This is a genomic window from Enterobacter sp. CRENT-193 (assembly GCF_002787395.1).
GTDB classification, from domain to species: Bacteria; Pseudomonadota; Gammaproteobacteria; order Enterobacterales; family Enterobacteriaceae; genus Enterobacter; species Enterobacter hormaechei_C.
Genome location: NZ_CP024812.1, coordinates 1,868,862 through 1,894,957, shown reverse-complemented (window position 1 = coordinate 1,894,957; position 26,096 = coordinate 1,868,862). Strand labels below are relative to the sequence as shown.

At 57.8% G+C, this 26,096-nt stretch carries 25 protein-coding genes and 5 tRNA genes; 9 read left to right on the top strand and 21 right to left on the bottom strand.

The window, feature by feature from the left end:
• Positions 1-57 precede the first annotated feature (57 nt).
• From CU081_RS09380 to mltB, 16 genes are all read right to left on the bottom strand, one after another.
• A complete protein-coding gene (locus CU081_RS09380) occupies positions 58-486 on the bottom strand; it encodes a YqaA family protein (protein ID WP_017692791.1) in 429 nt (142 codons plus the stop codon).
• On the bottom strand, positions 483-1,049 hold the full coding sequence (gene yqaB / locus CU081_RS09375; RefSeq protein WP_015571665.1) for a fructose-1-phosphate/6-phosphogluconate phosphatase: 567 nt from the start codon (positions 1,047-1,049) through the stop codon (positions 483-485). Before yqaB ends, CU081_RS09380 begins: the two co-directional genes overlap by 4 nt.
• Before the next feature lie 250 nt (positions 1,050-1,299).
• A tRNA-Arg gene (locus CU081_RS09370) sits at positions 1,300-1,376 on the bottom strand.
• 65 nt (positions 1,377-1,441) lie between these two features.
• Positions 1,442-1,518, bottom strand: a tRNA-Arg gene (locus tag CU081_RS09365).
• A gap of 64 nt (positions 1,519-1,582) precedes the next feature.
• Positions 1,583-1,659, bottom strand: a tRNA-Arg gene (locus CU081_RS09360).
• 64 nt (positions 1,660-1,723) lie between these two features.
• Positions 1,724-1,800 (bottom strand) — tRNA-Arg (locus tag CU081_RS09355).
• A gap of 4 nt (positions 1,801-1,804) precedes the next feature.
• A tRNA-Ser gene (locus CU081_RS09350) sits at positions 1,805-1,897 on the bottom strand.
• A 342-nt stretch (positions 1,898-2,239) separates the two neighbouring features.
• Positions 2,240-2,425 (bottom strand): carbon storage regulator CsrA, encoded by a 186-nt coding sequence (csrA, locus tag CU081_RS09345; RefSeq protein WP_000906486.1) that lies wholly within the window; start codon positions 2,423-2,425, stop codon positions 2,240-2,242.
• A 241-nt stretch (positions 2,426-2,666) separates the two neighbouring features.
• On the bottom strand, positions 2,667-5,294 hold the full coding sequence (gene alaS, locus CU081_RS09340; RefSeq protein WP_022651724.1) for an alanine--tRNA ligase: 2,628 nt from the start codon (positions 5,292-5,294) through the stop codon (positions 2,667-2,669).
• Positions 5,295-5,425: 131 nt separating this feature from the next.
• Complete coding sequence (gene recX, locus CU081_RS09335; RefSeq protein ID WP_017382782.1) at positions 5,426-5,926, bottom strand: recombination regulator RecX; 501 nt, start codon at positions 5,924-5,926, stop codon at positions 5,426-5,428.
• A 68-nt stretch (positions 5,927-5,994) separates the two neighbouring features.
• Positions 5,995-7,053: a recombinase RecA gene (gene recA, locus CU081_RS09330; protein WP_015571667.1), complete on the bottom strand. Its 1,059-nt coding sequence runs from the start codon at positions 7,051-7,053 to the stop codon at positions 5,995-5,997.
• 89 nt (positions 7,054-7,142) lie between these two features.
• On the bottom strand, positions 7,143-7,640 hold the full coding sequence (gene pncC, locus CU081_RS09325) for a nicotinamide-nucleotide amidase (RefSeq protein ID WP_003862172.1): 498 nt from the start codon (positions 7,638-7,640) through the stop codon (positions 7,143-7,145).
• Positions 7,641-7,770: 130 nt separating this feature from the next.
• A complete protein-coding gene (locus tag CU081_RS09320; RefSeq protein WP_022651725.1) occupies positions 7,771-8,649 on the bottom strand; it encodes a metal ABC transporter substrate-binding protein in 879 nt (292 codons plus the stop codon).
• 14 nt (positions 8,650-8,663) lie between these two features.
• Entirely contained in the window at positions 8,664-9,524 is an 861-nt protein-coding gene (locus CU081_RS09315; protein WP_015571669.1) for a metal ABC transporter permease, read from the bottom strand.
• Positions 9,521-10,174, bottom strand: a complete 654-nt coding sequence (locus tag CU081_RS09310; protein ID WP_022651726.1) for a metal ABC transporter ATP-binding protein — start codon at positions 10,172-10,174, stop codon at positions 9,521-9,523. Before CU081_RS09310 ends, CU081_RS09315 begins: the two co-directional genes overlap by 4 nt.
• A 266-nt stretch (positions 10,175-10,440) precedes the next feature.
• Complete coding sequence (mltB, locus tag CU081_RS09305; protein WP_057979986.1) at positions 10,441-11,541, bottom strand: lytic murein transglycosylase B; 1,101 nt, start codon at positions 11,539-11,541, stop codon at positions 10,441-10,443.
• A gap of 251 nt (positions 11,542-11,792) precedes the next feature.
• Here mltB and srlA point away from each other — a divergent pair, with 251 nt between their 5' ends.
• From srlA to gutQ, 7 genes are all read left to right on the top strand, one after another.
• Positions 11,793-12,356, top strand: a complete 564-nt coding sequence (srlA, locus tag CU081_RS09300; protein WP_003862164.1) for a PTS glucitol/sorbitol transporter subunit IIC — start codon at positions 11,793-11,795, stop codon at positions 12,354-12,356.
• Positions 12,353-13,312 carry a PTS glucitol/sorbitol transporter subunit IIB gene (srlE, locus tag CU081_RS09295; protein ID WP_022651729.1) on the top strand — a complete coding sequence of 320 codons (960 nt, stop codon included), beginning with the start codon at positions 12,353-12,355 and terminating at the stop codon, positions 13,310-13,312. The genes srlA and srlE overlap by 4 nt, the downstream gene beginning before the upstream one ends.
• 12 nt (positions 13,313-13,324) lie before the next feature.
• A complete protein-coding gene (srlB, locus tag CU081_RS09290; RefSeq protein ID WP_022651730.1) occupies positions 13,325-13,687 on the top strand; it encodes a PTS glucitol/sorbitol transporter subunit IIA in 363 nt (120 codons plus the stop codon).
• A gap of 14 nt (positions 13,688-13,701) precedes the next feature.
• Positions 13,702-14,481: a sorbitol-6-phosphate dehydrogenase gene (gene srlD / locus CU081_RS09285; RefSeq protein ID WP_003862162.1), complete on the top strand. Its 780-nt coding sequence runs from the start codon at positions 13,702-13,704 to the stop codon at positions 14,479-14,481.
• Positions 14,482-14,548: 67 nt separating this feature from the next.
• Positions 14,549-14,908, top strand: coding sequence for a transcriptional regulator GutM (gene gutM / locus CU081_RS09280; protein WP_003862160.1), 360 nt, complete (start codon positions 14,549-14,551; stop codon positions 14,906-14,908).
• A gap of 63 nt (positions 14,909-14,971) precedes the next feature.
• On the top strand, positions 14,972-15,745 hold the full coding sequence (srlR, locus tag CU081_RS09275) for a glucitol operon DNA-binding transcriptional repressor SrlR (protein WP_022651731.1): 774 nt from the start codon (positions 14,972-14,974) through the stop codon (positions 15,743-15,745).
• Positions 15,738-16,703: an arabinose-5-phosphate isomerase GutQ gene (gene gutQ / locus CU081_RS09270; RefSeq protein WP_022651732.1), complete on the top strand. Its 966-nt coding sequence runs from the start codon at positions 15,738-15,740 to the stop codon at positions 16,701-16,703. Before srlR ends, gutQ begins: the two co-directional genes overlap by 8 nt.
• Here the strand turns inward: gutQ and norR are convergent.
• Entirely contained in the window at positions 16,700-18,214 is a 1,515-nt protein-coding gene (gene norR / locus CU081_RS09265) for a nitric oxide reductase transcriptional regulator NorR (RefSeq protein WP_022651733.1), read from the bottom strand. The genes gutQ and norR overlap by 4 nt on opposite strands.
• Before the next feature lie 187 nt (positions 18,215-18,401).
• On the opposite strand from norR, the gene norV reads away from it, so the two are divergent.
• Together norV and norW are read left to right on the top strand one after the other, a co-directional pair.
• Positions 18,402-19,850 carry an anaerobic nitric oxide reductase flavorubredoxin gene (norV, locus tag CU081_RS09260; RefSeq protein WP_022651734.1) on the top strand — a complete coding sequence of 483 codons (1,449 nt, stop codon included), beginning with the start codon at positions 18,402-18,404 and terminating at the stop codon, positions 19,848-19,850.
• The gene (gene norW / locus CU081_RS09255) at positions 19,847-20,980 is read left to right on the top strand and encodes an NADH:flavorubredoxin reductase NorW (protein ID WP_022651735.1); all 1,134 of its coding nucleotides are present in this window, start codon (positions 19,847-19,849) and stop codon (positions 20,978-20,980) included. Before norV ends, norW begins: the two co-directional genes overlap by 4 nt.
• Positions 20,981-21,106: 126 nt before the next feature.
• Here the strand turns inward: norW and CU081_RS09250 are convergent, their stop codons facing one another.
• The 4 genes from CU081_RS09250 to CU081_RS09235 form a co-directional block, all read right to left on the bottom strand.
• Positions 21,107-22,129 carry a HoxN/HupN/NixA family nickel/cobalt transporter gene (locus tag CU081_RS09250; protein ID WP_022651736.1) on the bottom strand — a complete coding sequence of 341 codons (1,023 nt, stop codon included), beginning with the start codon at positions 22,127-22,129 and terminating at the stop codon, positions 21,107-21,109.
• 1 nt (position 22,130) lies between these two features.
• Positions 22,131-24,347: a carbamoyltransferase HypF gene (gene hypF, locus CU081_RS09245; RefSeq protein ID WP_039269078.1), complete on the bottom strand. Its 2,217-nt coding sequence runs from the start codon at positions 24,345-24,347 to the stop codon at positions 22,131-22,133.
• 5 nt (positions 24,348-24,352) lie between these two features.
• The gene (gene hydN / locus CU081_RS09240; protein WP_017382793.1) at positions 24,353-24,898 is read right to left on the bottom strand and encodes an electron transport protein HydN; all 546 of its coding nucleotides are present in this window, start codon (positions 24,896-24,898) and stop codon (positions 24,353-24,355) included.
• A 132-nt stretch (positions 24,899-25,030) separates the two neighbouring features.
• Positions 25,031-26,044, bottom strand: a complete 1,014-nt coding sequence (locus CU081_RS09235; RefSeq protein WP_022651738.1) for a LacI family DNA-binding transcriptional regulator — start codon at positions 26,042-26,044, stop codon at positions 25,031-25,033.
• Positions 26,045-26,096: the final 52 nt, after the last annotated feature.

Below are 26,096 nucleotides of genomic sequence, written 5' to 3'. Positions count from 1 at the left end.
GTCACTCAGCATAATTGTAATGGTTGACGATTGAAGGTCGCGAATTCATTCCACCAATTAGTGCCACCACGTCATACCCTGTAGTGTTACCCATGCCAGTAAAACATAGCGTAACGCCTTGCCAAGGCACAAAAAAAAGAGCACCGGTCCCCAGGAGATGCGCATCCATCCCGCCAGCAGACACAGTAAATCGCCTATTACAGGCATCCAGCTTAATAACAGCGTGGCAGCGCCATAGCGTTTTAGCCAGCCCACTGCCTTTTCCTGCCAGCGAGATTTTTCGCGTAGCGGAAAGAAACGTCCAAGAATAACGTTAGTCAGCCCTCCAAGGCTATTACCCATTGTTGCTATTAAGACCAGCAACCAGGGCTGACTTACGCCGGACAACAGCATCGCCACCAGCACCACTTCCGAATTCCCCGGTAAGAGGGTGGAGCTTAAAAAACTGCTGGCGAATAATGAAGCGAGTGACAGCGCGTCACTCACAGTAAGCGAACGTCCACCGCCGCCATTCCGGCATCACGCGCGGCCTGAATACCAAAATCAGCATCTTCAAACACCACGCATTTTGCAGGTGGAACACCCATTAATTCTGCACAGAGCAGGAAGGTATCCGGTGCGGGTTTATGATGTTTAACATGATCGGCGGCAACGACGGCAGAAAAATAGTGGCGCAGGCCAAGGTGATTGAGTAGCGCTTCAGCAATCGCGCTCTCGCTGCCCGTACCGACAGACATAGGACGACGGCCGTGCCACTCCTTGACGACGTCAATGAGTGGTAAAGGCTGCACGGTGTCTAACAGTATGGCTTTTACCGCGTCGGTTTTTTCACGCGCGAGCTGATGAGGGTCGAGATCGGCCTGATTCAGCTCAATCACGGCCTGTGCGATACGCCAGGTGGGCGATCCGTTGAGGGCAATCATCGCCTGTAAATCGAAACGCATACCGTAACGGCCCAGGACTTCGGTCCAGGCCTGACGATGCGTGGGTTCGGTATCCAGGAGGGTGCCGTCCATATCGAAGATCAAACCGTCATACTGTGCGTACATCGTGCTCTCGCTAAACGATTAACAAAGCATTACTTTATCGTAAAAGGGGATTTTTGTCGCTGACAGAGAGCGTGATTGCTGACGAAACGTCGAAGGAATGAACAAAGAAGGAGAATATGGTGCATCCGGGAGGATTACTCGGCTTACGCCTCGCCCTGCGGGCCGTTGCTAAAGCAACGTTATCCTCCCTGGTGCTTGCGATTAACTCGCAGACCTTAAAACAACAGCATCGCTGTTATCCAGGAGAATATGGTGCATCCGGGAGGATTCGAACCTCCGACCGCTCGGTTCGTAGCCGAGTACTCTATCCAGCTGAGCTACGGATGCATCGGGATTTACTACTGTTACTGCTGATACTCGGTATCGCTTCAAAAGCAACACAAAGTAAAATATGGTGCATCCGGGAGGATTCGAACCTCCGACCGCTCGGTTCGTAGCCGAGTACTCTATCCAGCTGAGCTACGGATGCATCGGGATTTACTGCTGTACTTCTCGATACTCATATCACTTCAAAAGCAATATGAAGTAAAAAATGGTGCATCCGGGAGGATTCGAACCTCCGACCGCTCGGTTCGTAGCCGAGTACTCTATCCAGCTGAGCTACGGATGCATCGGGATTTACTACTGTACTGCTCGATATTCATATCACTTCGAAAGCAATATGAAGTAATAGATGGTGCATCCGGGAGGATTCGAACCTCCGACCGCTCGGTTCGTAGCCGAGTACTCTATCCAGCTGAGCTACGGATGCAAAATGGCGGTGAGGCGGGGATTCGAACCCCGGATGCAGCTTTTGACCGCATACTCCCTTAGCAGGGGAGCGCCTTCAGCCTCTCGGCCACCTCACCACACAACGCCTCTTTCGAGTGCTTCGAGCAACTCGTTAAGAGCTTCTCGTCGCTGCGTGGCGCATATATTACTTTCTGGGACTTATAAGTCAAACAATTTTCCACATGCTTTTTTCGTTTGCACAATTCGCACGCAATTCGCATGTAAAAGCCGCAAAGAGAGTGTTTTATAAGCGGATTTTGCAGACATCTTCACAGAATTCTGTTGAGAGAAGCGCGTCATTTGGATGAGATAAGGTTATGAGAGTGGTCAAAAACGAAGCGTTTGAAATAGAACGGTAACTTTATGCAGGAAAAATAACAGGAGGGTTGCGTCTCGCCCGACAGCGAGACGCGACAATATCAGTAACTGGACTGCTGGGATTTTTCAGCCTGGATACGCTGGTAGATCTCTTCACGGTGGACAGATACTTCTTTAGGAGCGTTAACACCAATACGTACCTGGTTACCCTTTACCCCTAAAACTGTCACGGTGACCTCATCCCCAATCATGAGGGTCTCACCAACTCGACGAGTCAGAATCAGCATTCTTTGCTCCTTGAAAGATTAAAAGAGTCGGGTCTCTTGTATCCCGGCATTATCCATCATATAACGCCAAAAAGTAAGCGATGACAAACACGTAAAGTGTAAGCAGTCACGGCATCACATTCTGTTAAACGTAAGTTTAGCCGATATACACAAACTCAACCTGACTTTATCGTTATCGATAGCGCAGTGAGCAAGACGCCATAACGTTACCGCTATGGCGTCTGCTTGTGCTTTGTAGTTATTACAGTTTCGCGCTTACCCAGCTTTCAACGCTGGCTAATGCCGCGGGAAGTGCCGCCGCATCCGTACCACCGGCTTGCGCCATGTCCGGACGACCGCCACCTTTGCCACCCACCTGCTGGGCGACCATGCCAATCAGTTCCCCTGCTTTGACACGATCCGTCACATCCTTAGAGACGCCCGCAATCAGAGAAACCTTACCCTCTGCGACCGTTGCCAGCACGATAACCGTCGAACCAAGCTGGTTCTTCAGATCGTCGACCATGGTACGCAGCATCTTAGGCTCAACGCCCGCCAGATCGCTGACCAGCAGTTTGACGCCCTTAATGTCTACCGCTTTGCTGGAGAGGTTTGCGCTCTCCTGCGCCGCAGCCTGTTCTTTCAGCTGCTGGAGTTCTTTTTCCAGCTGACGGGTACGATCCAGCGCGACACGCACTTTTTCGCCCAGGTTCTGGCTATCGCCTTTCAGCAGCTGCGCGATCTCGTGTAGCTGGTCGCTCTGCGCATGCAGGCTGGCAATTGCGCCTTCCCCGGTCACCGCCTCAATACGACGCACGCCTGCCGCCGTCCCCGACTCGGAAACGATGCGGAACAAGCCGATGTCACCGGTGCGGGATGCGTGAGTACCGCCACACAGTTCGGTAGAGAAGTCGCCCATGCTCAGCACGCGAACGCGGTCGTCATATTTCTCGCCAAACAGCGCCATCGCACCTTTCTTCTTCGCTGCCTCGAGATCCATGATGTGGGTTTCGATTGGCAGGTTACGGCGGATCTGGGCATTCACCAGGTCTTCCACCGCACGAATTTCAGATGGCTTCATCGCTTCAAAATGTGAGAAGTCGAAACGCAGCACTTTGTCATTAACCAGAGAACCTTTCTGTGCAACGTGCGTACCCAGCACTTCGCGCAGGGCTGCGTGCATCAGGTGGGTTGCCGAGTGGTTCAGACGAATGCGCGCGCGGCGAGCTTCGTCAACGTTGGCCTGAACGCCCTCGCCCACTTTCAGAGAACCGGAAACCAGTTTGCCCTGGTGACCAATCGCCTGACCGTATTTCTGGGTATCGCTTACGCTGAAGCTGAAGCCATTGCCTTTCAGTTCGCCTTTATCGCCAACCTGACCGCCCGATTCCGCATAGAACGGCGTTTTATCCAGGATAACAACCGCGTCCTGACCCGCGCTAATGCTGTCTACGGCTTTACCGTCAACAAACAGCGCGGTTACGTTGCTGGTCAGGGCCAGCTCTTCGTAGCCTTTAAATTCAGACGCGCTATCAACGCGGATCATCGCGTTGTAGTCTGCGCCAAAACCGCTGGATTCACGCGCACGACGACGCTGCTCTTCCATTGCGGCTTCAAAGCCTGCTTCGTCAACTTTGATGTTGCGCTCGCGGCAAACGTCCGCCGTCAGGTCAACCGGGAAGCCGTAGGTGTCGTACAGGCGGAAAGCGGTTTCGCCATCCAGCGTGTCGCCCTTGAGTTTCGCCAGCTCGTCGTCCAGCAGCGCCAGACCGCGCTCCAGCGTACGGGCAAACTGCTCTTCTTCGGTTTTCAGAACCTGTTCAACCTGCGCCTGCTGGCGTTTCAGCTCGTCGCCGGCAGAGCCCATCACGCCAATCAGTGGCCCAACGAGTTTATAGAAGAAGGTGTCCTTCGCGCCCAGCATGTTGCCATGGCGGATCGCACGACGAATGATACGACGCAGCACATAGCCACGGTTTTCATTTGACGGGATAACGCCGTCAGCAATCAGGAACGCACAGGAACGAATATGGTCTGCGATAACGCGCAGTGATTTGTTGCTCAGATCGGTTGCGCCCGTTACCTCAGCAACGGCTTTGATCAGGGTGCTGAACAGGTCAATCTCATAGTTGGAGTTAACGTGTTGCAGAACGGCCGCGATACGCTCAAGGCCCATACCGGTATCTACGGACGGTTTTGGCAGCGGCTCCATGGTGCCGTCGGCCTGACGGTTGAACTGCATGAAGACGATGTTCCAGATCTCAATATAGCGATCGCCATCTTCTTCCGCGCTTCCCGGAGGGCCGCCCCAGATGTGGTCGCCATGATCGTAGAAGATCTCGGTGCACGGACCGCAAGGGCCGGTGTCGCCCATCTGCCAGAAGTTATCAGACGCGTAAGGCGCGCCTTTGTTGTCACCGATACGGATGATACGTTCGCGAGGGATACCCACTTCTTTTTCCCAGATGTCGAACGCTTCGTCATCGGTCTCATACACGGTCACCCACAGACGCTCTTTCGGCAGATTGAACCAGTTTTCACCGGTCAGCAGTTCCCACGCGTATTGAATGGCGTCGTGTTTGAAGTAGTCGCCGAAGCTGAAGTTACCCAGCATTTCGAAGAAGGTGTGGTGGCGCGCGGTGTAACCGACGTTTTCCAGATCGTTGTGTTTACCGCCCGCACGCACGCAACGCTGTGAGGTTGTGGCGCGGGAATAATTACGCTTGTCGAGACCAAGGAACACATCCTTGAACTGGTTCATCCCGGCGTTGGTAAACAGCAGAGTCGGGTCATTGTTCGGTACCAGGGAGCTGCTGGCAACAACCTGGTGTCCCTTACTATGGAAAAAATCGAGAAACGCCTGACGGATCTCAGCGGTGCTCTTGCTCATAATTATCCTGAAATCAAGCTAACGAAATGTCGCAGCAGATCTGTATCTGTAAACAGTTGGACGGACCAGCTACTGGAAAAAGTGGGAATAAGATAAGTTTTCTTTAGTGGGAAGTAAAATCCCGCATGCGTTCAATCGGTAAAATTACGCCAGATATCCTGAATATCTTCCATCAGGAAGCCGCGGTAGAGCAAAAAGCGCTGGATTTTAACTTTTTCTGAAAATTCACGCGGCAGCGGCTCACCGTATTTTCGTACCGCCTGCTCACGCGCCAGTTCGCACCAGTCAATTTCACTTTCGCGCATGGCTTTTTCAATCGATTCACGGGCAACGCCTTTCTGGTTCAGCTCCTGGCGGATACGCGCTGGCCCATAGCCTTTACGACCACGGCTGGCAAGAAAGCGAGCGGCAAAACGGCCGTCATCCAGATAGTGATGCTCGTAGCACCAGGCAACCACGCGGTCATAATCTTCCGCGGTGGCATCAATGTCTTCCGGACCGTTTTTGCTCATGACGGGCGCTGACAGTTTCCGCCGCAGCTCCTGTTCGCTATGGTCACGCACGGCAAGAATACGCACGGCCCGATCCAGCAAGCGTGAGTAGGCTGGTCGGCGTGATGTCGGTTCACTCATAAAAAACCTGTCGATTCAGAAATGCAAAAAGGGCCGCATCAGCAGCCCTTCATTTTTATCCGAGAGGATTAAAAGTCTTCGTTGGTTTCTTCAGCATCCGCGCCGTCGACCACGAAATCAGGTTTAGAGTCCTGGTTGTTCAGCAGGAGTTCACGCACCTTCTTCTCAATCTCTTTCGCCGCCGCCGGGTTCTCTTTCAGCCAGGAGATAGCATTAGCTTTACCCTGACCAATCTTGTCACCGTTGTAGCTGTACCATGCGCCCGCTTTTTCAATCAGCTTCTCTTTCACGCCCAGGTCAACCAGCTCGCCGAGGAAGTTGATACCTTCGCCGTAGAGGATCTGGAACTCAGCCTGTTTGAACGGTGCTGCGATTTTGTTCTTCACAACCTTCACGCGGGTTTCGCTACCGACTACGTTATCCCCCTCTTTCACCGCGCCGATACGGCGGATATCCAGACGGACAGAAGCGTAGAATTTCAGAGCGTTACCGCCGGTGGTAGTTTCCGGGTTACCGAACATTACACCAATTTTCATACGGATCTGGTTGATGAAGATCAGCAGCGTATTGGACTGCTTAAGGTTACCCGCCAGCTTACGCATCGCCTGGCTCATCATACGTGCCGCGAGGCCCATGTGAGAGTCACCGATTTCACCTTCAATTTCCGCTTTTGGCGTCAGCGCCGCAACGGAGTCGACGATGATCACATCAACCGCACCTGAGCGCGCCAGCGCGTCACAAATTTCCAGTGCCTGCTCGCCGGTGTCCGGCTGGGAGCACAGCAGGTTGTCGATATCAACGCCCAGTTTACGGGCATAGACCGGGTCCAGCGCGTGCTCGGCATCGATAAACGCACAGGTTTTACCTTCGCGCTGTGCCGCCGCAACAACCTGCAACGTCAGGGTGGTTTTACCCGAGGATTCCGGACCGTAGATTTCTACGATACGGCCCATCGGCAAACCGCCAGCGCCCAGTGCGATATCAAGAGAAAGCGAACCAGTGGAGATAGTTTCCACATCCATGGAACGGTCTTCACCCAGGCGCATGATGGAGCCTTTACCGAATTGCTTTTCGATCTGGCCCAGTGCTGCCGCCAACGCTTTCTGTTTGTTTTCGTCGATAGCCATTATTACTCCTGTCATGCCGGGAGAAGCAACTGCGCTTCACCATGGACTTCTGTTCTGTTGAGGCAATTATACTGTATAGTCATACAGTATCAAGTGTTTTGTAGAAATTGTTGCCAGAGCGTTTTTAACGCGTATTCCGTTGCCTGACGACGCACGCTTTCGCGATCGCCGCTGAAGCATTCCCGGCGGGTGATCCCTTCACCTTTTGAGGTGGCAAAGCCAAACCAGACGGTGCCGACAGGCTTCACGTCGCTGCCGCCGTCCGGCCCCGCGATACCGCTGATGGAGATAGCGTAATCTGCGCGCGCCTCTTTCAGCGCGCCAATCGCCATCTCGATCACCACCGGTTCGCTGACCGCGCCATGCTGCTCAAGCGTAGCTTCACGCACGCCAATCATCTGCGCTTTAGCCTCGTTACTGTAGGTCACAAAGCCGCGTTCAAACCAGGCGGAACTGCCAGCAATATCGGTAATTGCTTTCGCCACCCAGCCGCCGGTGCAGGATTCTGCGGTCGTGAGAGTCGCGCCGCGCTGTTTCAGCGCCAGCCCCACCACTTCGCTTAGCTGCATCAATTCATGGTCAGTCATTCTCGCTCCAGGCCTTAGAAAAACATGCAGCACAAGATAGCACTTTCTCATCAAATATGGGGATGCGCGTCGGGTTTTACGAGGGGGCTTCAGAAAAAAGCCGATGCGGGCGCACCGGCCAGAGAGACGCTTATTTCATGCTGTTAGCGAGGGTGTCCACATTGTGGCGAAACGCCTTGACGTAGGTGTCCGCCACGCCGCCCTTCGCGGACAGCGCTTCCGGGTAAAGTTCACCGCCCGGCTGGGCGCCCGTGGCGGTCGCAATCTGCTTCACCAGACGCGGGTCAAGCTGGTTTTCCATGAACCAGGTTTTCACGCCGTCAGCTTTAATCTGGTTGATGATCTCCGCTACCTGCGCCGCGCTGGCTTCACTCTCAGACGACAGCCCCTGCGGCGCCATAAACGTCACGCCGTAGGCGCGGCTGAAATAGCCGAAGGCGTCGTGGCTGGTCAGCACTTTGCGCTTCGCCTGTGGGATGTCGCTGAAACGCTTTTTAGCCCAACCGTCCAGCTGAGAGAGCTGCGCAATATAGGGTTTACCGGTAGCTTCAAGCGCCGCCGTATCTTCAGGATCGGCCTTCACCAGCCCTGAGAGAATATTTTGCGCATACAGCGCGCCGTTCGCCGCGCTGTTCCACGCGTGCGGATCGGTCACGGTTTTACCGCCCTCTTCCAGCGTGTGCGTTTTCACGCCGTCCGAGGCAACCACCAGCTGGCCTTTGAATCCAGAAGCTTTTACCAGACGATCGAGCCAACCCTCCAGCCCCAGCCCATTGACCACCACCACGTCAGCTTTACTCAGCGCCGCGCTGTCTTTGGGCGAGGGTTCGAAAGTATGGGGATCACCGTCCGGCCCCACCAGCGTCGTCACCTTCACACGATCGCCGCCAACCTGCTGCGTGATGTCTCCCAGGATGGAAAAGCTGGTCACCACATTAAGCGTTTTCGCCATTACGCCGTGCGTCATCATGCCGAGCGCGAGCGCCACGGCTAACCCTGTACGTTTCATCGTTTCCCCTTGCGTTAAAAAAGCGCCCGCAGGCTATCCGCCAGCCTGCTGCGCGTGCCAAATAAAACTGAAATAAAGAACAATGCGCTGGCGGTCAGCACAATGGAGGGCCCGGCGGGCAGACTCACTGCCCAGGAAAGACTTAAGCCCAGCCACGCGCAAAAAATACCGCTGATACCCGCCATCAAAAGTAACCCTGGCAGTGTGCGCACCCAGCAGCGTGCCGCCACGGCGGGTAACATCATCAGCCCGACGGCCATCAACGTGCCGAGTACCTGAAAACCGGCCACCAGGTTGAGAACCAGCAGCGCCAGAAACAGACCGTGTAACATCCCGGGCAGCCAGCGCGCGTTCACCTGCAACCACGCAGTATCGAACGCTTCGCTGACCAGCCCACGATAAAAAATCGCCAGCGTGAGGAGCGTGAACATGCAAACCCCCGTCACGAACAGGGCTGACGCGCTATCCACGGCGAGAATGGAGCCAAACAGAAGATGAAGCAGATCGACATTTGAACCGCGCAGCGACACCAGCGTGACGCCCAGCGCCAGGGAACCCAGGTAAAACCCCGCGAAGCTGGCATCCTCTTTAAGAGGTGTACGGCGGCTGACCAGCCCGGCCACCAGCGCAACGGCGATACCGGCAATAAACCCGCCGACAGTCATTGCCAGCAGCGACATTCCGCTGAGCAGATAGCCCACCGCGACACCCGGCAAAATGGCGTGAGAAAGGGCGTCCCCCATCAGGCTCATCCGACGCAGCTGAAGGAATACACCCAGCGCAGTGGTGCTGACGGAGAGCGCCAGGCAAACCACCAGCGCGCGCCGCATAAAGCCGTACTCAATAAACGGCTGGAAGAAGAGATGCCAGATCATGCCACCCTCACCCGCTCGGTTTTCCAGTGCGGCGTATCAGCGTCCAGCCGCAACGTTTGTGGGAAGTGGCGCGAGACGCGTTCGCTGTCGTGCAGTACCGCCAGCAGGGTCTGCCCCTGCATATACATCTCCAGCATCAGATCCATCAGCACGTTGCAGGTCGCTTCATCGACGCCAGTGAAGGGTTCGTCCAGCATCACCAGCGGTGCCTGCTGCACTAAAACGCGGGCAAACAGCATGCGCTGGAATTGCCCGCCGGAAAGTTCATCAATAGTGGAGAACGCCATGGACTCCAGCCCCACGCGCTCCAGCGCGCCTGCAATGCGCATGCGGGCATCCCGACGAAAACCGGCAAACAGAGAGATTGCTGGCCAGCAGCCCATGCTCACCACGTCCTGCACGGTCAGAGGAAATTGCGCCTCCAGCGCGTGACGCTGCGCCAGCCAGCCCACCACCGGACGTCTCCCCTGCCAGCGAAACGTACCGCTGACGGGCGGAAGAAAGCCGGCGAGCGTTTTCAGCAGCGTGGATTTGCCGCAGCCGTTGGCCCCGACGATGGCGGTCATGCTCCCGCGTTCAATCACGCCGGACAGCGCGCGCGTAACGGGCTGGCGATCGTAACCCGCCACCAGGTCGTTCATCACGATCATGGCAACGCCACCGCCCAGCGCACGGCCAGGCCGAGAAACAGAATGAGCACCAGCGCCAGCAGCAGCCGAAGCGAGGATGAGAGAGAAAACAGGGACATGGATATCTCAATTCAATAATGTTATAACATAACAATAATGAAAGGCGATTGAGATGTAAACGGCGGGAGTAAAATGGGAGTGTGGCGAAATGTTTCTGCGGGAAACAGGTGCGGGCGGGTGCCCTCACCCCAGCCCTCTCCCACAGGGAGAGGGAGGCATCAGGGGACTTACTGGCTAAACGGTGACGCTGCTGGCACACGCGCCTGAGACACCGCCAGCCCCAGCTGCCACACCGCCATCGCATAGTGCGTGCTGTGGTTGTAGCGGGTAATGGTGTAGAAGTTCGGCAGCCCGAACCAGTACTGATAACCGGTTCCGACATCCAGGCGCAGCAGGCTCACCTGGTCAACATTGCCCAGCGGCTGAGACGGCGTTAAGCCTGCCGCAGCCAGCTGCGCCACGCTGTATTTGGTTTTAAATCCGTTTTCCAGACCAAACGCTTCGCCGTTCGCCTGTACCGCCACCTGGCCGCCCGGCGTCCAGCCATGCGCTTTGAAGTAGTTGGCCACGCTGCCAATAGCGTCTTCGGGATCCCACAGGTTGATGTGACCATCCCCGTTAAAATCTACCGCGTACTGCTTATAGGAGGACGGCATAAACTGGCCGTAGCCCATCGCACCGGCGAACGACCCTTTCAGATCTAACGGATCGTCCTGTTCGTCTCGCGCCATCAGCAGGAAGGTTTCCAGCTCGGAAGAGAAATACTCCGCGCGACGCGGGTAGTTGAAGGAGAGCGTCGCCAGCGCATCGAGGATGCGGGTTTTACCCATAATGCGTCCCCAGCGGGTCTCAACCCCAATAATACCGACGATGATCTCCGGCGGCACGCCATAGACCTGCCACGCGCGGTTCAGGGCGTCTTCATACTGATTCCAGAACACCACGCCATTTTGCACGTTGTCCGGGGTAATAAACTGTTTGCGATAACGCAGCCACGCCCCGTTTGGCCCGGTCGGCACCTGGGCCGTCGGCGCCTGCCTGTCCATCAGGCGCAGCACGTAGTCCAGACGCTTCGCCTGAGACAAAATGGCATGAAGCTGCTGGCGATCAAAACCGTGCTTGCTCACCATTTTATCGATGAACTGTTCGGCCGCAGGGTTATTCGCGAAGTCGCCGCCCATCTGCATCATATTGTGCTGCGGCTCCAGCAGGAATCCTCCGGAAGGCGCGCCCGCCGTTGGCTGAACGGCTTCGGTCTTGGGTTTGCTACTACAGGCGGACAGGAGAATAAGCGCAGGCAACAGCGCTGCATAACGACGCTTGAACATGTGGCATCCATTTAACGAGTTCGGTAAGAACCCAGTATGGTAAAGCATCCCCAACTCCTCAAGGAAGCGGTACGCACCTCCCCAACGCAAATCCGTGCCTTTTTCCACCAAAAATTATTCACCTCACCAATAAACTTTCAAAATAATACATTTTTCTTTCATTGTGAGATCTAATTAACACTTTAAAACCTTTCAAAGTGATTATTATTAGCCGCAGATAGACAAAAACAAACGCCCTACAGGAGAGAAGAATGATAGAAACCATCACCCATGGCGCCGAGTGGTTCATCGGGCTGTTTCAGAAAGGCGGAGAAGTGTTTACTGGCATGGTGACCGGGATCCTGCCCCTGCTGATCAGCCTGCTGGTGATCATGAACGCGCTGATTAACTTTATCGGCCAGCAGCGCATTGAGCGCTTCGCCCAGCGCTGCGCCGGAAACCCGCTGTCCCGCTACCTGATACTGCCCTTCATCGGCACCTTTGTGTTCTGCAACCCGATGACCTTAAGCCTCGGCCGCTTTATGCCAGAGAAGTACAAGCCGAGCTATTACGCCGCCGCCTCCTACAGCTGCCATTCCATGAACGGCCTGTTCCCGCACATCAACCCCGGCGAACTGTTTGTCTATCTCGGGATCGCCAGCGGCCTGACCACGCTTGGCCTGCCGCTCGGCCCGCTGGCGGTGAGCTACCTGCTGGTCGGTCTGGTGACCAACTTCTTCCGCGGCTGGGTGACTGACCTCACCACCGCCATTTTCGAGAAAAAAATGGGCATCCAGCTTGAACAGAAAGTCCATCTTTCAGGAGCCACAGCATGAACCGGATCCGCATTGAGAAAGGCACGGGCGGCTGGGGCGGCCCGCTGGAGTTCGACGCCACCGAAGGCAAAAAGATTGTGTACATCACCGCGGGCACGCGCCCGGCGATCGTCGACAAGTTGCGCGAGCTGACCGGCTGGGAAGCGGTCGACGGCTTCAAGGAAGGCGAACCGCCGGAAGCGGAAATCGGCGTGGTGGTGATCGACTGCGGCGGCACGCTGCGCTGCGGCATCTATCCGAAGCGCCGCATTCCGACGGTAAATATTCACTCCACCGGGAAATCCGGCCCGCTGGCGCAGTACATCGTTGAAGATATTTATGTGTCAGGCGTGAAGGAAGACAACATCACGCTGGTGAATGGCACATCTGCGCCGCAAAAAGCGGCCCCGCGCGAGTACGACACCAGCAAAAAAATCACCGAGCAGAGCGATGGCCTGCTGGCGAAGGTCGGGATGGGGATGGGGTCCGCCGTGGCGGTGCTGTTCCAGTCCGGGCGCGACACCATCGACACGGTGCTGAAGACCATTCTGCCGTTTATGGCATTCGTCTCGGCGCTGATCGGCATCATCATGGCCTCAGGCCTGGGCGACTGGATTGCCCACGGCCTCGCCCCGCTTGCCAGCCACCCGCTCGGCCTGGTGACGCTGGCGCTGATCTGCTCCTTCCCGCTGCTGTCGCCGTTCCTCGGCCCGGGCGCGGTGATTGCTCAGGTTATCGGCGTGCTGATTGGCGTGCAGATTGGTCTGGGGAATATTCCTCCGCACCTCGCCCTGCCCGCCCTGTTTGCCATTAACGCCCAGGCAGCGTGCGACTTTATCCCCGTGGGGCTGTCGCTGGCGGAAGCACGCCAGGAGACCGTGCGCGTGGGCGTGCCGTCCGTGCTGGTCAGCCGCTTCCTGACGGGCGCGCCGACGGTGCTGATTGCCTGGTTTGTTTCCGGCTTTATTTATCAATAAGAGGTGCCTGCCATGACTGTGATTTACCAGACAACCATTACCCGCATCGGCCAGAGCGCGGCGGATGCGCTGAGCGACCAGATGCTGATCACCTTCCGCGAAGGCGCCCCGGCAGATATCGAAGAGTTTTGCTTTATCCACTGCCACGGCGAGCTGAACGGCGAGCTAAAGGCAGGGAGCCAGCTACAGCTGGGCGAGGCGCGCTATGCCGTGACCGCCGTCGGCGACGTCGCCGAGCAAAACCTGCGCGAGCTGGGGCATATCACCCTACGTTTCGACGGCCAGCCGCAGGCGGAGTATCCCGGTACGGTTCACGTAGTGGGCCCGGTTCCGCAGGCTGTCACCCCAGGCTGCACGTTAAAATTTATTTCGTAATAAAGGAGAGACACATGAGTCAGGTTGCCGTTGTCATTGGTGGGGGACAAACCTTAGGCGAGTTCCTCTGCCATGGGCTTGCCGCAGAGGGCTACCGCGTGGCGGTCGTGGATATTCAGAGTGAGAAAGCCGCCCGCGTAGCGGACGCCATCAACACCGAGTTTGGCGAAGGGATGGCGTACGGATTTGGTGCCGACGCCACCAGCGAGCAGAGCGTGATGGCGCTGGCCCGCGGCGTGGACGAGATATTTGGACGTATCGACCTGCTGGTCTACAGCGCGGGGATCGCGAAAGCGGCGTTTATCAGCGATTTCGAGCTGGGAGATTTTGACCGCTCGTTGCAGGTGAATCTGGTGGGCTATTTCCTCTGCGCCCGTGAGTTTTCCCGGCTGATGATCCGCGACGGTATTCAGGGTCGCATCATTCAGATCAACTCAAAATCGGGGAAAGTGGGCAGCAAGCACAACTCCGGCTACAGCGCGGCGAAGTTTGGCGGCGTCGGGCTGACACAGTCTCTGGCGCTGGATCTGGCCGAATACGGCATTACCGTTCACGCGCTGATGCTGGGTAACCTGCTGAAATCCCCGATGTTCCAGTCCCTGCTGCCGCAGTACGCCGCCAAACTTGGCATCAAAGCTGAAGAAGTGGAACAGTACTACATCGACAAAGTGCCGCTCAAGCGCGGGTGCGACTATCAGGACGTGCTGAACATGCTGCTGTTTTACGCCAGCCCGAAAGCCTCGTACTGCACCGGACAGTCGATTAACGTCACCGGTGGGCAGGTGATGTTCTGATCGAGCAGGGTGATGCCCTCACCCTCCCCCTCTCCCACCGGGAGAGGGAATATAACAAGGAGCCGATATGGTAACCGCACTCATCACCGTCGCCGCCCTCGCCTGGATCTGCCAGATGGCGTTTGGCGGCTGGCAGATCTACCAGTTTAACCGCGCCTTTGATGCGTTGTGTCAGAAGGGACGCGTCGGCGTCGGGCGTTCCGGGGGGCGCTTTAAGCCGCGCGTGGTGGTTGCCGTTGCGCTGGATGAACACAACCGGGTGAGGGATTCCCTCATCATGCGCGGCGTAACGGTGTTTGCCCGTCCGACCAAAATTCAGGCGATCAACGGCATTTCGCTGCATGAATTACAACCTGATGTGATCTTCCCCCATGATTCACTCTGTCAGAATGCACTATCATTAGCGCTTAATCTGAAACATGGATAATTTCGTTGTGAAAGTTATAAACTTGCGGAATTATCATTTCGCAACGTAAGGAACGAAGCGCCTATGAAACCACGTCAGCGGCAGGCGGCCATACTTGAGCATCTGCAAAAGCAGGGAAAGTGCTCGGTAGAAGATCTGGCCCACTACTTTGACACCACCGGCACGACAATACGCAAGGACCTGGTGTTGCTCGAAAACTCCGGCGCCGTCATTCGTACCTACGGCGGCGTGGTGCTCAATAAAGACGAAGCCGACCCGCCTATCGACCACAAAACGCTGATCAATACTCACCAGAAAGCGCTGATTGCCGAAGCCGCCGTCAAATTTATCCATGACGGCGATTCCATTATCCTCGACGCAGGCAGTACTGTCCTACAGATGATCCCGCTGCTCAGCCGCTTTAATAACATCACCGTGATGACCAACAGCCTGCACATCGTCAATGCCCTGTCAGAGTTCGACAGCGAGCAGACCATCCTGATGCCCGGTGGCACCTTCCGTAAAAAATCGGCGTCGTTTCACGGGCAGCTGGCGGAGAATGCCTTCGACCACTTCAGCTTCGATAAGCTGTTTATGGGCACCGACGGCATCGACCTCAACGCGGGCGTGACTACCTTCAACGAGGTGTTCAGCGTCAGCAAAGCGATGTGCAACGCCGCACGGGAAGTGATTTTGATGGCGGACTCGTCGAAGTTCGGCCGTAAAAGCCCCAACATTGTCTGTAGCCTTGAAAGCGTCGATAAGCTGATTACCGACGCAGGTATCGATCCGGCATTTAAAAAAGCGCTGGAAGCGAAGGGCATCGACGTGATCGTAACCGGAGAGAAAAATGAGTGATTTTCTGTTAAACGCAGGCCGTCAGACCCTGCTGCTGGAGCTACAGGAAGCCAGCCGCCTGCCGGAGCGTCTGGGTGAGGATTTTGTTCGTGCAGCCAACACCATTATCCACTGCGAGGGTAAAGTGATCGTGGCGGGTATCGGTAAATCCGGTCATATCGGCAAGAAGATTGCCGCGACGCTTGCCAGCACCGGCACCCCGGCGTTCTTTGTGCATCCTGCCGAAGCGCTGCACGGCGATCTGGGGATGATCGAAAGCCGCGACGTGATGCTGTTTATCTCCTACTCCGGTTCAGCCAAAGAGCTGGATCTCATCATCCCTCGCCTGCAAGAAAAATCGGTGGCCCTGTTAGCGATGACCGGCAAATCCCGATCGCCGCTGGCGCTGGCCGCGAAAGCAACGCTGGATATTTCCGTTGAGCGCGAAGCCTGTCCGATGCATCTGGCACCGACCTCCAGCACCGTCAACACCCTGATGATGGGCGACGCGCTGGCAATGGCGGTGATGCAGGCGCGCGGTTTTAATGAGGAAGATTTCGCCCGCTCCCATCCTGCGGGCGCGCTTGGGGCACGTCTGCTCAACAAGGTTCACCACCTGATGCGCACCGACGATGCCATTCCTCAGGTCAAACTCGACACCAGCGTGATGGACGCCATGCTGGAGCTGAGCCGCACCGGGCTGGGGCTGGTTGCGGTATGCGACAATGACCGCCAGGTGCAGGGCGTCTTCACCGACGGCGACCTGCGCCGCTGGCTGGTGGGCGGCGGCAAGCTGGAGGCGCGGGTATCCGAAGCAATGACCCAGGGCGGACTGACGCTGAATGCCGGCAGCCGCGCCATTGAAGCCAAAGAGGTGCTGATGAAGCGCAAAATCACCGCCGCGCCGGTGGTGGACGAGCACGGCAGGCTGTGCGGCGCGATCAACCTGCAAGACTTCTACCAGGCGGGGATTATTTAACCCTTCAGTCCCAGACGTTTCGCCAGCCTGTGGAGGTTGGCGACGTCCATCTCCAGCGCCCGCGCGCACGCCGCCCAGCTGCGGTTATTCTGCTCCAGCGCGCGGGCGATCATCTGACGCTGGAACGCATTCGTCGCCTCGCGCAGGTTTTCGTTCACGCTCTCAGGTATCACCGGCTTCACGGACGGCGTCGTTTCCTCATGCAGCGCGAAATGGCGCGCATGAATTACCACTTCATCCCCCGAACGCGTAGCCCGCGCCAGCACCACCGCGCGGTGAATCGCATGTTCCAGTTCACGCACGTTACCTGGCCAGCCGTAGCTCAGCAGGTGCGTCCTCGCACCGGGGCTTAGCACCACGCGGGAAAGCCCCATTTTGAGCCGACACTGTTCGCAGAAAAAGCCCGCCAGCAGCACCACATCCTCGCCCCGCTCGCGCAGCGGCGGCACCGTGAGCGGGAACACGCTCAGACGGTGGAACAGATCGGCGCGGAAATTCCCCGCCAGCACCTCTTCGCGCAGATCGCGGTTCGTCGCCGCCAGCACGCGCACATCCACGCGTAAGCTGCGATCGTCTCCCACGCGTTGAATATCGCCATACTGCAACACCCGCAGCAGTTTGGCCTGGAGCGAAAGGGAGAGTTCGCCAATTTCATCGAGGAACAGCGTGCCGTTATCGGCCATTTCGAACTTGCCGCTGCGGTTGCTGATCGCCCCGGTAAAGGCCCCTTTGACGTGTCCGAACAGCTCACTTTCCGCCACGCTTTCCGGCAGCGCCGCGCAGTTGAGATAGACCAGCGGATTCACCGCACGGGGCGAGGCTTCGTGGATCGCTTTCGCCACCAGCTCTTTACCGGTGCCGGTCTCCCCGAAGATCAGCACGTTCAAATCAGACGCGGCGACAATCTCAATCTCTTTTTTGAGCTGCGCCATGCCTGGCGAAAGGCCGATCATTTCGGTGTGCGCCACCTGCTCAAACGCCGTCGGGCTACCCGGAAGAATATTCTGGCTCTCCAGCTGTTCTATCAGCAGGGCGTTGTTCAGCGCCCCGGCCGCCAGCGCAGCAATCAGCCGTAGCTCTTCGTCGCTGAAGGTATCGAACTGATCCGGCGACATGCCGTCGAGGGTTAACGCACCAATCAGGTTCTGCCCGGCAAACAGCGGCAGGCCGATACAGGCGTGCACCTTCAGGCTCTCCTGCCCGGGGATCAGGCCGTCGTAAGGGTCGGGCAGATCGCTGTCCGCCGGGAAACGCACCACGTCACCCGCACGGGCGATGGTTTCCAGACGCGGGTGGCCCTCCAGGGTAAAGCGCCGCCCGAGTACGTCCTTCGCCAGACCGTCGATAGCCAGCGGAATAAACTGCCGCCCTTCGTAACGCAGCAACGCCGAGGCATCGCAATCCAGCACGTGACGCAACGTGGAGATCAGCCGCTGAAAGCGGTCCTGATGACCAATACCGGTTTGCAGTTCTATGGCGATCTTCGCCAGCACATCTACGGAAAAGCTCATCTCTGCCTCACTGTCATTTTGACAATGCATAGTGTCATATTGACAATTTTTAAGATAGTCAAAATGACTACCCATTTGGGAGCATCAAAATATAAATCCATTATTTTCAGTAATTTAAAAAGTTGGCACGCAACTTGATATATGACAGTCATCTTATTTGAGAACGCCGTATTAAGTTGAGGTTGCTATGTCTATTCTGGTTAAAAATAACATTCATTGGGTGGGTCAACGTGACTGGGAAGTACGTGATTTTCACGGGACGGAATACAAAACGCTGCGCGGCAGCAGCTACAACAGCTATCTCATTCGTGAAGGTAAAAACGTCCTGATCGATACCGTCGATCACAAATTCAGCCGCGAGTTCGTGCAGAACCTGCGCAGCGAAATCGATCTGAATGAGATCGACTACATTATCATCAACCACGCGGAAGAGGATCATGCCGGGGCGCTGACCGAGCTGATGTCCCACATTCCGGATACCCCGATCTACTGCACCACTAACGCCATTGACTCCATCAACGGCCACCACCACCATCCGGAGTGGAACTTCCACACTGTGAAAACCGGCGACACGCTGGATATCGGCAACGGCAAACAGCTGATCTTCGTGGAAACCCCAATGCTGCACTGGCCGGACAGCATGATGACCTACATGACCGGTGACGCGGTGCTGTTCAGTAACGACGCCTTCGGCCAGCACTACTGCGACGAACGTCTGTTCAACGACGAAGTGGATCAGACCGAGCTGTTCGAACAATGCCAACGCTACTACGCCAACATCCTGACCCCGTTCAGCCGTCTGGTCACGCCAAAAATCACCGAGATCCTCGGCTTCAACCTGCCGGTGGATATGATTGCCACCTCCCACGGCGTGGTATGGCGTGAAAATCCAACCCAGATTGTCGAACTGTACCTGAAGTGGGCGGCGGATTATCAGGAAGACCGCATTACGATCTTCTACGACACCATGTCCAACAACACCCGCATGATGGCGGACGCCATTGCCCAGGGCATCAACGAAGTTGACCCGAACGTGGCGGTGAAAATCTTCAACGTGGCGCGCAGCGATAAGAATGAGGTATTGACCAACGTCTTCCGCTCCAAAGGCGTGCTGGTGGGTACCTCCACCATGAATAACGTGATGATGCCGAAAATTGCCGGACTGGTGGAAGAGATGACCGGCCTGCGCTTCCGTAACAAACGCGCCAGCGCCTTTGGTTCACACGGCTGGAGCGGCGGCGCGGTAGACCGTCTCTCCACCCGTTTACAGGATGCCGGTTTTGAGATGTCCCTGAGCCTGAAGGCGAAATGGCGTCCGGATCTCGACGCGCTGGAAATCTGTCGACAGCACGGTCGCGACATTGCCCGCCAGTGGGCGCTTGCGCCACTGCCGGAAACCGCACCCGCCGCGGCTGTTGCGCCGGAAGCCGTAGCAGAAGCCGCTCCTGCCGCTGCCGACCTCGGCCCTTGCATGCAGTGCAGCGTCTGCCAGTGGATTTACGATCCTGAGCTGGGCGAGCCGTTGCAGGATGTCGCGCCGGGCACGCCATGGAGCGAGGTGCCGGACAACTTCCTCTGCCCGGAATGTTCCCTCGGGAAAGACGTCTTTGATGAACTGGCAACGGAGGCAAAATGAGCCACGGCATCGTCATTATCGGCTCGGGCTTTGCCGCCCGCCAGCTGGTGAAAAATATCCGCAAACAGGATGCTAACGTGCCGTTGACGGTAATCGCCGCCGACAGCATGGATGAGTACAACAAGCCTGATTTAAGCCACGTCATTAGCCAGAATCAGCGCGCCGACGATCTCACCCGCCAGACGGCGGGGGAGTTTGCAGAACAGTTTAACCTGCGTCTGTTTCCGTACACCTGGGTGACCGATATCGACGCCGACGCCCACGTGGTGAACGCGAAAGATAAAACCTGGCACTACGACAAGCTGGTGCTGGCGACGGGGGCATCGGCGTTTGTGCCGCCGGTTGAGGGCCGCGAACTGATGGTCACGCTCAACAGCCAGCAGGAGTATCAGGCCAGCGAGACCCTGTTACGAGACGCCACGCGGGTGATGATTGTCGGCGGCGGGCTGATTGGCACCGAGCTGGCGATGGACTTCTGCCGGGCGGGAAAATCCGTCACCCTGGTTGACCACGCGGCCAGCATTCTGTCAGCGCTGATGCCGGCAGAAGTAAGCAGTCGCTTACAGCATCGTCTGACCGACATGGGCGTGCATCTGCTGCTGAAATCGCAGTTGCAGAGCCTGAGCAAAACCGAAACCGGCATTTGTGCGACACTCGACCGCAACCGCAGCGTGGAGGTGGATGTGGTAATTGCGGCGACGGGGTTGCGCCCGGAAACCGCGCTGGCGCACCGCGCGGGCGCAGAGATCAATCGCGGCGTGAAGGTGGACAGCTACCTGCAAACCACCCAGCCGGATATTTATGCCCTGGGCGACTGCGCGGAAATTAACGGCCAGGTGCTGCCGTTCCTGCAACCGATTCAGTTAAGCGCCATGTTCCTGGCGAAAAACCTGCTCGGCGGCAACGCCCCGGTGAAATTACCCGCCATGCTGGTGAAGGTAAAAACGCCGGAACTACCGCTGCATCTCGCAGGTGAAACGCAGCGTCAGGATCTGGACTGGCAGATTGCCCTTTCGCCTCAGGGCATGGTGGCGCGCGGCACCGATACTGCCGGTCAGATGCGCGCCTTTGTCGTCAGCGAAGACAGAATGAAGGAGGCCTTCGCGCTGCTGAAATCGTTACCTGCTTAACCCTCGTCATGCCGGGCGGCGCTCCGCTTACCCGGCCTACAATACTGCCACGCTTACTTAACCTTTGGATTTTATTGTCCACCGCCCCGATGTCCCGGGGCTTTTTTTATGGCTACCCTTTCAGCGTCAGGAGCGCACCACCAGCGCGTCATAACCGCGCCAGCGGTAGTTCGCCATCGAGATCAGCCAGCAGGCGACAAACAGCCCGACCACCACAAATCCGGCATCGCCCAGGTTATCGTTCACCGCGCCAATCAGATCCCACACGCCGCCGCTGAGGGAGAACTTGTCCATCAACAGACCCAGCGCTTCCAGGCCGCCGATAAACAGCGCCACCACCACCGAAGTGCCGGTGATGGTCATGTTGTAGTACAGCTTGCGCTGCGGCTTGTTAAACGCCCAGCCGTAGGCACCCACCATCAGCAGGTTATCGAGCGTATCCACCAGCGCCATGCCGCTGGCGAAGAGCGCCGGGAAGATCATGATCGACCACACCGACATCCCGCTGGAGGCGCTGGCGGCGGAGATCCCCAGCACGCCGATTTCGGTGGCCGTGTCAAAGCCGAGGCCAAACAGGAAACCGACCAGGTACATCTGCCAGCTTTTATTGACGAGGCGGAAGGTTTTGCCGAACAGCCAGTTCATGACGCCACCCTGTACAGGCAGCGTGATGTCGCCCTGCACCGGCTTGCCGTGTTTCAGTGTCTGAAAACTGCGCCAGACGCCGCGCAGGATCACCATATTCACCAGCGCCATCGCCAGCAGGAAGGTGGCGGAGACGGCGGTGCCAATCAGGCTGCCGGTTTCGTGGAACCATGCCATGTTTTTCTGAAACGCCGTGGCGGTAGCGGCGATAGCAATGGAGGCCAGCACCACGATGGTGGAGTGTCCGAGGGAAAACCATGCGCCCACGCCGGACGGGCGCTTGCCCTGCTGCATCATCTTACGCGTCACGGTATCAATCGCGGCGATATGGTCGGCATCCACCGCATGACGCAGTCCGTAACACCAGGCCAGCAGGCTGGCCGCCATCAGCGCCGTACTGTCGCTAAAGGTGTGCCACGCCAGCCCCCAGGCCAGCAGGTTAGCCATCCCGAGAGCCAGCAGCAGGCACGCTGCACGAGGTTCATTGCGTAACAGTCGTAACATTTTAAGTCCTTTGTAAACATGATCGGGCGGCAGCAACCACCGCCTGCCCGAAGGAGATCGCTCCGTCACCTGCGGGCAGGCGCGAAGGAAAAAGAAGCGTGAAATCAGAAAGGTAATGACGAAGGCGCGCGCGCAGCAGGCGGTTGTGAAGGACGCCGCCGCTGAAGCACACCGTAGAGAGCGACCGTCGGCGGGCATGCGTTGCCGCCAGTTCGCTCAGCCCTTTTGCCAGCGCATCGTGAAAGGCCCAGGCGCGCTCGCCGGGCTCCGCCCGCCAGGCCAGCCACTGCTGCCAGAACAGCGCAAGGTTATCCGTCTGGAGCGTCACCGGATGATCAACCCCTGCACAGCGTTCGGCCAGCGCCTCCAGCCGGCACGCGGCTTCGCCCTCATAGCGTTGCGTTTCAATGCCCAGCGCACAGGCCACGGCGTCGAACAGACGACCACAGGAGGAGGCCCGCGGCGCATTGATACCGCGCGACACCGCCGTTGCCAGCAGCGGCCAGTTTTGACGCTGTACCACCTCAGTTTCCGGGTACTGCTGCCAGTCAGGTACGAACGCCAGACAGTGGGCGAGCAAATTGCGCCACGGCTGTTTTGCCGCCAGATCGCCCCCCGGTAGCGCAACGGCTGGCAGACCGCCCAGCCGTTCGCAGTCGCGATAGTTCACCCGCAGGCACTCGCCGCCCCACAGCGCGCCGTTCTCGCCCATGCCGATCCCGTCCAGCGTCAGGGCAATAACATCCCCGCCGTCGAGCGGCCAGCCGTTCTCCGCCAGACACGCTGCCGCATGCGCATGATGATGCAGCACGGTCTCAACGGGCAGCGCCTGCGTCCGGGCCCACTGTCGGGCGTGATATCCCGGATGGGCATCGCACACCACACGCTCTGGCTGGAAAGCGTAGATCTCCTGCATCGTCGAGAGCGCACTGCGCCACTGCGCCTCTACGCCCTCGTCGCTCAGATCGCCAAAATGCTGGCTCAGCACCGCCTGGTTGCCACGTACCAGGCAGAAGGTATTTTTCATCTCCGCGCCGGTGCATAACATGGGCGGGATGTCGCGGAATCCGGCGGGCAATGTGATGGCATCCGGCACAAAACCGCGTGCGCGACGCAACATCGTGCCCTCCTGGTCCATCACTGAATCATCCATCCGTTGCAGGATGTCGCGGTTGTGCAGCAGGAAGCCGTCAGCGATGTCACTGAGTTCTTCCAGCGCCTGCTGGTTGTTTATGACGGGTGGATGGCCACTTAGGTTGCCGGAGGTCATCACCAGCGGACGCTGACAGTCCAACATCAGCAAATGCTGGAGCGGGTTCGCAGGCAACATCACGCCGACCGTATTCAGCCCCGGCGCAATCTCCTCAGGAAACGCTGGAAGGCAGGCTTTTGGCGTCAGCATAATCGGCGCAGCGGGTGAGCGTAACAGCGTCTGGATGGTCTTCGGCAGATCGTTCGCATGCGGGATCATCACCGCCAGCGGCCTGGTCGGGCGCTGCTTGCGTGCCCGCAATTTCCGAATCGCCTGCGGGTTAAGCGCGTCGCAGACCAGGTGAAAACCGCCCAGCCCTTTGACCGCCACAATCCCGCCGCCTTCCAGCATCGCCACCGCCGCGCTTAACGCCGATTCGCGGGTGGCGGTAGCCTCCCCGGCTCGCCACTCCAGCTGCGGCCCGCAGTCAGGGCAGGCAACCGGCTGGGCGTGAAAACGCCGGTCAGCCGGGTTGCGGTACTCCGTTTCACAGGGCACACAGAGCGGGAATGGCGCCATTGACGTGGCCGGGCGATCATAGGGCATGGCGCGGATAATGGTAAACCGCGGCCCGCAGTGGGTGCAGTTGATAAACGGGTAGCGGTAGCGACGTTCGCGGGGATCGCGCATCTCCGCCAGGCACGCGGGACAGGTGGCGGCATCCGGGACGATTTGCGTGTCCATCGCCCCACTCTCGCTGTGGCGGATGACAAACTCGTCCGGCAGCGTATTCCAGCTGTACGGCTGCGTTTCAACGCGATCGATGCGCGCCAGCGGTGGGCAGTCCTGATGCAGCCTCGCGGTAAAGTCCCCCCCATTACCCGCGAGACGCACCAGGACACCCTCTCCGTCGTTGCAGACATCGCCCACAAGCTTCAGCCGGTGCGCCAGCTGCCAGACGAAGGGCCGAAACCCCACGCCCTGCACCTTGCCGCGCACCCGCAGCTGAACGCCGTTGCTGCTCATACGGTTCAGAACAGCAGTGATGACGAGGTGTCGAACGCCGCGCGGCGACGTTTTTCGGCACTCATCTGTTCGAGCTTGTCTCGATCGACGCAGACCAGCGCATGCGTCGGACAGGCTTCCATACACGCCGGACCGGCGTCGCGGTGGTAGCAGAGGTCACATTTATTGGCTTCGGCTTTCTCCGCGCGCACGCTCAGCCCGATACCGCTGTTGCGAACCACCGGGCGAACCACCACCTCCATCGCGCCATACGGACACGCCACCACACAGGTTTTGCACCCGATGCAGCGCTCCTGCATCACATGCACGAAGCCTTTCTCGCGCTTAATCGCCCCGTTCGGACAGACGTTGGCGCACGGCGCGTCTTCACACTGGCGACAGATAGCGGCGGTAGAAATATTCACGCCTTTAATGACGTGGATGCGCGGCAGAAAGGTATCAGGGGTGAGAGAGGCGCAATCCTGCTCTGCCTGATGGGACACCACGCACGCCACTTCACAGGTACGGCAACCAATGCATTTGCTGGCATCGGCCATAATAAAACGGTTCATCTGCTTCTCCGGCATAACTGTTATGCGCGAAGCTATTCATAAACCGTGCCAATATTTAATGCGTTGATTTTAAAGCGAAATAAAAAGAAGTAGTTCTGTCATCGTCATTAGTGACGATGACAGATGTCGACGTCAGCGATGCGGGCCGTCAATAACGGAGTCGCGCAGGATAAGCTCGCCGGAGAAGGTTTGCTGAAGCTTAAACTCACCGCCGTCGAGCATGAAAATCAGGCGGCTGATGGTCTCCTGGATCATCTCCGTTACCGGAATACGCACGCTGGAGAGGGACGGCACAATATAGGGCGCGATTGCCACGTCGTCAAAGCCGATGACGGACACCGCGCCCGGCGTGGCGACGCCGCTCTCGTGCAACTGCCTGATGGCGCCAATCGCCATATCGTCGTTACTCGCCACCAGCGCGGTAAACGCTTCGCCGCGGGTGAGCAGCTGAGAGACCGCCGCCGCGCCGCTGGCCGGGCTCCACTTCCCTTCGGCGATCAGCGCGTCACGAACTGCAATCCCGTGCTGCGCCAGCGCGTCCCTGTAACCGGAAAGACGCTCCACCCCGGTGGGTGAATCCAGCGAACCGGTGATAAACGCAATCTCCCGGTGGCCTTTCGCGATGAGCTGCGATACCGCGTCCTGACACGACGCTTTATGATCGGACCAGACGCTGTGGCTGCTGTTTTTCCGCAAACGGCGGTTGAGCACCATGATCGGCTGCTCGCATTTCTCAATGATCTCGTCCAGCGCTTCCACGCTCAGAAAACGCGGGTAGATGATCACCGCGTCGCAGCGCATGTCGAGCAGGTACTGGATCGCCTCGCGCTCCTCTTCGGCGCTGTGCTTGCCGTCCGCCAGGATCAGCTGGCGCCCCTTCTCTTCCGTCATCCGCGCGGCGTTAAACAGCAGCTCGCTAAAGTAGACCCCATGGTACAGGGTGTTCGTCACCACCAGCCCCAGGGTCTGGGTGCGTTTGGTCGCCAGGTTTCGCGCCAGCAGATTGGGGCGATACCCGCTTTCTTCGATGGCCTGAAACACGCGGTCTTTCGTCTCCTGGCTGACGTAACCGTTCCCCGACAGCACCCGGGAGACCGTCGCTTTCGACACGCCTGCCCGCTTCGCCACTTCCAGCATGGTGGTCATAGTGTTATTCCATTCAAAACCGATGAGCCGCAGTGTACTTCACCGCAGAAAA

What these genes read in the sequence shown, in the direction of transcription:
- yqaB (WP_015571665.1), bottom strand. Translation starts at nt 1,049, where the DNA reads ATGTACGCACAGTATGACGGTTTGATCTTCGATATGGACGGCACCCTC.
- csrA (WP_000906486.1), bottom strand. Translation starts at nt 2,425, where the DNA reads ATGCTGATTCTGACTCGTCGAGTTGGTGAGACCCTCATGATTGGGGAT.
- alaS (WP_022651724.1), bottom strand. Translation starts at nt 5,294, where the DNA reads ATGAGCAAGAGCACCGCTGAGATCCGTCAGGCGTTTCTCGATTTTTTC.
- recX (WP_017382782.1), bottom strand. Translation starts at nt 5,926, where the DNA reads ATGAGTGAACCGACATCACGCCGACCAGCCTACTCACGCTTGCTGGAT.
- recA (WP_015571667.1), bottom strand. Translation starts at nt 7,053, where the DNA reads ATGGCTATCGACGAAAACAAACAGAAAGCGTTGGCGGCAGCACTGGGC.
- pncC (WP_003862172.1), bottom strand. Translation starts at nt 7,640, where the DNA reads ATGACTGACCATGAATTGATGCAGCTAAGCGAAGTGGTGGGGCTGGCG.
- CU081_RS09320 (WP_022651725.1), bottom strand. Translation starts at nt 8,649, where the DNA reads ATGAAACGTACAGGGTTAGCCGTGGCGCTCGCGCTCGGCATGATGACG.
- CU081_RS09315 (WP_015571669.1), bottom strand. Translation starts at nt 9,524, where the DNA reads ATGATCTGGCATCTCTTCTTCCAGCCGTTTATTGAGTACGGCTTTATG.
- CU081_RS09310 (WP_022651726.1), bottom strand. Translation starts at nt 10,174, where the DNA reads ATGATCGTGATGAACGACCTGGTGGCGGGTTACGATCGCCAGCCCGTT.
- mltB (WP_057979986.1), bottom strand. Translation starts at nt 11,541, where the DNA reads ATGTTCAAGCGTCGTTATGCAGCGCTGTTGCCTGCGCTTATTCTCCTG.
- srlA (WP_003862164.1), top strand. Translation starts at nt 11,793, where the DNA reads ATGATAGAAACCATCACCCATGGCGCCGAGTGGTTCATCGGGCTGTTT.
- srlE (WP_022651729.1), top strand. Translation starts at nt 12,353, where the DNA reads ATGAACCGGATCCGCATTGAGAAAGGCACGGGCGGCTGGGGCGGCCCG.
- srlB (WP_022651730.1), top strand. Translation starts at nt 13,325, where the DNA reads ATGACTGTGATTTACCAGACAACCATTACCCGCATCGGCCAGAGCGCG.
- srlD (WP_003862162.1), top strand. Translation starts at nt 13,702, where the DNA reads ATGAGTCAGGTTGCCGTTGTCATTGGTGGGGGACAAACCTTAGGCGAG.
- gutM (WP_003862160.1), top strand. Translation starts at nt 14,549, where the DNA reads ATGGTAACCGCACTCATCACCGTCGCCGCCCTCGCCTGGATCTGCCAG.
- srlR (WP_022651731.1), top strand. Translation starts at nt 14,972, where the DNA reads ATGAAACCACGTCAGCGGCAGGCGGCCATACTTGAGCATCTGCAAAAG.
- gutQ (WP_022651732.1), top strand. Translation starts at nt 15,738, where the DNA reads ATGAGTGATTTTCTGTTAAACGCAGGCCGTCAGACCCTGCTGCTGGAG.
- norR (WP_022651733.1), bottom strand. Translation starts at nt 18,214, where the DNA reads ATGAGCTTTTCCGTAGATGTGCTGGCGAAGATCGCCATAGAACTGCAA.
- norV (WP_022651734.1), top strand. Translation starts at nt 18,402, where the DNA reads ATGTCTATTCTGGTTAAAAATAACATTCATTGGGTGGGTCAACGTGAC.
- norW (WP_022651735.1), top strand. Translation starts at nt 19,847, where the DNA reads ATGAGCCACGGCATCGTCATTATCGGCTCGGGCTTTGCCGCCCGCCAG.
- CU081_RS09250 (WP_022651736.1), bottom strand. Translation starts at nt 22,129, where the DNA reads ATGTTACGACTGTTACGCAATGAACCTCGTGCAGCGTGCCTGCTGCTG.
- hypF (WP_039269078.1), bottom strand. Translation starts at nt 24,347, where the DNA reads ATGAGCAGCAACGGCGTTCAGCTGCGGGTGCGCGGCAAGGTGCAGGGC.
- hydN (WP_017382793.1), bottom strand. Translation starts at nt 24,898, where the DNA reads ATGAACCGTTTTATTATGGCCGATGCCAGCAAATGCATTGGTTGCCGT.
- CU081_RS09235 (WP_022651738.1), bottom strand. Translation starts at nt 26,044, where the DNA reads ATGACCACCATGCTGGAAGTGGCGAAGCGGGCAGGCGTGTCGAAAGCG.